At 68.7% G+C, this 2,521-nt stretch carries 2 protein-coding genes; both read right to left on the bottom strand.

Annotation, left to right across the window (positions count from 1 at the left end; genetic code table 11):
• Positions 1–1,621: DUF2339 domain-containing protein (locus VEG08_09985; GenBank protein HXZ28312.1), on the bottom strand; the 1,621-nt coding region annotated here is incomplete at its 3' end.
• Between the two features lie 195 nt (positions 1,622–1,816).
• A partial coding sequence (locus VEG08_09980; GenBank protein HXZ28311.1) for a DNA translocase FtsK occupies positions 1,817–2,521 on the bottom strand: 705 nt, incomplete at its 5' end.

Genomic DNA, 2,521 nt, shown 5'->3' with positions numbered 1-2,521 from the left:
TCCCCGCGTGATAGGACTGGGTCAGCACCACCTGCGCTGCCGTGACCACCGCCGCCAGCATCCCCAGGCGGCGGAAGAGCGGCTCGCGGCCGATCACGCCTGCCAGGAAGAGCGCCTCCGCCTCCATCAGCCACAGCACCGAGAGCTGTGTCTCCTGGTAGGAGTAGCGGAAGGGAAGGGCTGCTACTAGCAGGGTAGCGCCGAGCGTGGCCAGGATGGCGAACGCCCGCCGCCGCCGCCGCGTGATGGGCAGCAGCGACAACAGCAGCTCCACCGCGCCCAGCCCCAGCAGGAACCAGAAAGCCAGCTCCGGGCGCACCGACTGGTACTTCATCAGGGCCAGCAGCCCAAAGCCGTTGAGCAGGGCCGCGGCGGTGGAGACGTTCTCCTCCGACTGCTTCTCCACTCGCCGCAGGATGTAGGAGGCGCGGAAGACCGCCCAGTAGAAGATGAGCAGCGCCGCGCTGGGCAGGAACTCGGGGAAGACGTGGCGCGCGTCGCCCATGGGCTCCACGATGGGCCGCAGCCAGTAATAGTGGTTGAGGTAGCCGGCGAGGATCCCCAGCACCTCCAGCTCGTACCAGCGCATGCGCTGCACGATGACGACCAGCGCCAGCGCCAGCACCGCGCCCGCCGCCAGGCTGTACACGCTGACGTGGCTGATGGTGACGGTGGAGAAGGCGAGCAGGAAGGCCAGCCCGGTCACTACCTGCGAGCGGTAGCGCAGCGTGTGGGCCACCATGCCCGCCGCCACCAGCAGCATCAGCACCAAGTCCACCGCCTGCGACTGAAGGACCTGCGCCGCCGGCACATGGTGCATGGCGTAAGTCGTGAAGAAGGCCAGCGCCCAGCCGCCTCCGATGGCGGCGCTCGACAGCAGGCGGTAGCGCTCCCGGCGCTCGAAGAAGATGCCCAGGCCCAGCAGGATCACGCTCACCGCATAGCCCAGCGCGATCTTGCCTGCCGGACCGAGCGCGCGCAGTTGATAAGCCAGCAGCAAGGCGATGCCAAAGACCAGGATGACGATCCCGACTTTGTTCAGCCAATTGGTCCCCAGCTTCTCTTCCAAACCGATGGCCTCGGGCTTCTTCTGCGGGAGCGGTGCGGCGACCGAAGAGGTCATCCGCGCCGCCGCAGGCGGCGGCGTAGGAAGCGGGGGAACAAGAGGCGCGACCGTCGCGGCCTTGGGAGGCGGCGGGGCCGGCACGGGCCGCGGCGCTTCTTCCTTCGCCGGCGGCTTGCCTGCGAGGGCCGGAGGCGATCCCGGAGGCGCGGCAGCCGGGGCCGGCGGAGACGTGGGCTTGGCGACCGGCGGAGCGACGACTGGAGCCGCCCTGGGGGCTTCCTTGGGCTCCAGCCCAGCCTCCTGCTCCAGCTGATAGACGCGGCTGGTGAGCGTGGCCAGCGCAGCCACCGAGGCACGCAGGTTGTCGAGGGCGCTCTCCAGCCGGCTGAGCTTCTTGTCCAGCTCCTCGCGCTGCTGCTCGAGCTTGCGTCGCAGCAAATGGCGGCGCACCGCGCCGATGGTCAGCCCCACGAAGGCCAGGAAGATGCCGAACTCGGGGCTGCCCACCGCCGCCCCGATCACGTACAGCACGATGATGACGATGATCTCGACCAAGTGGCGCGCCCTCTCCGGGGCACACTACGGGCCCGCATCATAGAACGGAAAGTTCCGGCAGGCTTGCAGAAAAAACTCAGGCGGGGGACACGGTGGCGCAGGTCTTCAGGCCTGCATCCCGGCTGTTGGTCATCCTGAGCGAGCGCCATCGTGCGTCAGAGCCGCAAGATGGCGCGAGTCGCCAGGGCTGAGCCCCTAGCGCAGCGCCTCTTCCACTTCCGAGAGCCAGTCGGGCTTCTTCAGGACCTCGCGCGGCTTGGGGCCGTCGGCGGCGCCCACGATGCCGTCCTTCTCCATGAGGTCGATGAGGTGGGCGGCGCGCCCGTAGCCGATCCGCAGACGCCGCTGCAGCAGAGAAGTCGAAGCTTTGCCGAACTCGATGACCAGCCGCACCGCGTCCTGGTAAAGATCGTCGTCCTCGTTGCCGCCCTCGCCTCCGCCGGCAGCCGCGGCGCCTTGCGCCTTGCCGTCCTCTTCCTTGGGCGCCTCCAGGAATCTGTGCTCGTACTGCGCCTGGCCCTGGGCGCGCCAGAACTCCACCACCCCGCCGATCTCCTTCTCCGTGACCAGGGGAGCGTGCACGCGGTTCACCCGCGCCGAGCCCGAGGGCAGGTAGAGCATGTCGCCGCGCCCCAGCAGGGCCTCGGCCCCGTTGGCGTCGAGGATGGTGCGCGAATCCACCTTGGTGGCCACGCGGAAGCTGACGCGCGCCGGGAAGTTGGCCTTGATCAGCCCCGTGATCACGTCCACGGAGGGCCGCTGCGTCGCCAGGATCAGGTGGATGCCCACCGCGCGCGCCATCTGCGCCAGCCGGGTGATGGACTCCTCCACGTTGTTCTGGTCGATCATCATCAGGTCGGCCAGTTCGTCGATGATGATGATGATGTAGGGCAGCGGGCG

This window comes from Terriglobales bacterium, assembly GCA_035624475.1.
GTDB lineage: Bacteria > Acidobacteriota > Terriglobia > Terriglobales > Acidobacteriaceae > DASPRL01.
This window is presented reverse-complemented; position numbering and strand designations above follow the sequence as displayed.